This window comes from Phaeodactylibacter luteus (assembly GCF_007993045.1).
Lineage (GTDB): Bacteria > Bacteroidota > Bacteroidia > Chitinophagales > Saprospiraceae > Phaeodactylibacter > Phaeodactylibacter luteus.
The window spans coordinates 1-1,153 of sequence record NZ_VOOR01000141.1; the positions used below are offsets into that span (position 1 = coordinate 1).

General features: G+C 48.9%; 1 protein-coding gene. It reads right to left on the minus strand.

The features are described 5' to 3' along the window. Positions 1 to 762, minus strand: a 762-nt coding sequence (locus FRY97_RS21850) for a hypothetical protein (protein ID WP_147169746.1), incomplete at its 3' end; no start/stop codon positions are given. Positions 763 to 1,153 lie beyond the last annotated feature (391 nt).

Consider the following 1,153-nt stretch of genomic DNA (forward strand, 5'->3'; position numbering starts at 1 on the left):
GTCCGTGTCCACATCGTTCGCAATGCCGTCGCCGTCCGTGTCTGGAGATACAGCACCAACACCTACAGCTTCAATGCCTGCTACCATTGTACCACTAAGGGTATTGTCTTCGGTGACAGCAGCAACACCTGCATTTCCAAGAGCGATCCACTGACTGCCATCCCAGCCTACCAGGCGCAGATCAGCCGCAGCTGCAAAGCCTGTGAGGTCAGGTATAGATACCGATATATTCAGCCCGTCTCCTGTGCCACTAAAAGGCACCCAGTCCCACTGTCCGACCGTGCTGACTGCGATAATATTACCCGCAACTGCAGAAGTACTGTGAGTAGCTCCTGCATTTGTGGGATCGGGGGTAGAAGATGGATCGCCTGCAATCCAAGCCACAGCATAAGCATCTGTAGCCTGTGCAGGCGCGGAGATTGAAAAAATCCGCAAATCACTGCCATCTCCTACCGGGAAGGTAAAAGCGGTATTGCCATATTTTTTGACATAACCGTCTACATGAGCATTATCAGTCTGATCAGCGGCCGTAGCCGATCCGATAAAACTGACAAAGCCCTGAGGGGCAGAGCGGGCGGTTTGGATGAGCCCTGGAGTAATACCCGCACCTCCATTTTGGAAACTATGTACCGGGCTGTGCACTCCCATTTCTACCATTGGAAACACATAAGTATTTCCAAAGCTGGCAGATTGGGCTATCCCTATTTCAGCTAGGCTCAGTATGATGAGTATGAGCCCGAGACGTAAGAATTGTTGTCTCATTTGTCTTTGTTTTCGCATATTTTCAGATACTTTGTGTGGCTTGATAATTCACTTAGGTCTTCTCCTCTCGAAGTTTATTCTGATCTGTAAGCGCCCGGTTCCGCAGTCAGGGCAGTTGCATTTCATTTAACTGCGGAAAAACCAAGTGCGACTTACAGCTATTGGAATTAACATTGTGTTTTAGATTCCAGGTAACGGTAGGAGGTTGGAACGTCCGGTTAGAAACATCAGCCTCCTCAGGGAGGGCTGTTCCGGCAGCACTTGGTATGTCTTTAAAAAAACAAGGGGAAGGATTTGGAATGGCTTTGACACATTAGTATCGGCTAAAGCCAAACAGCGAGGGTGCTGTGTAAGACTACGATGCATTGGAGACAATGCTTTTGAACAGGAG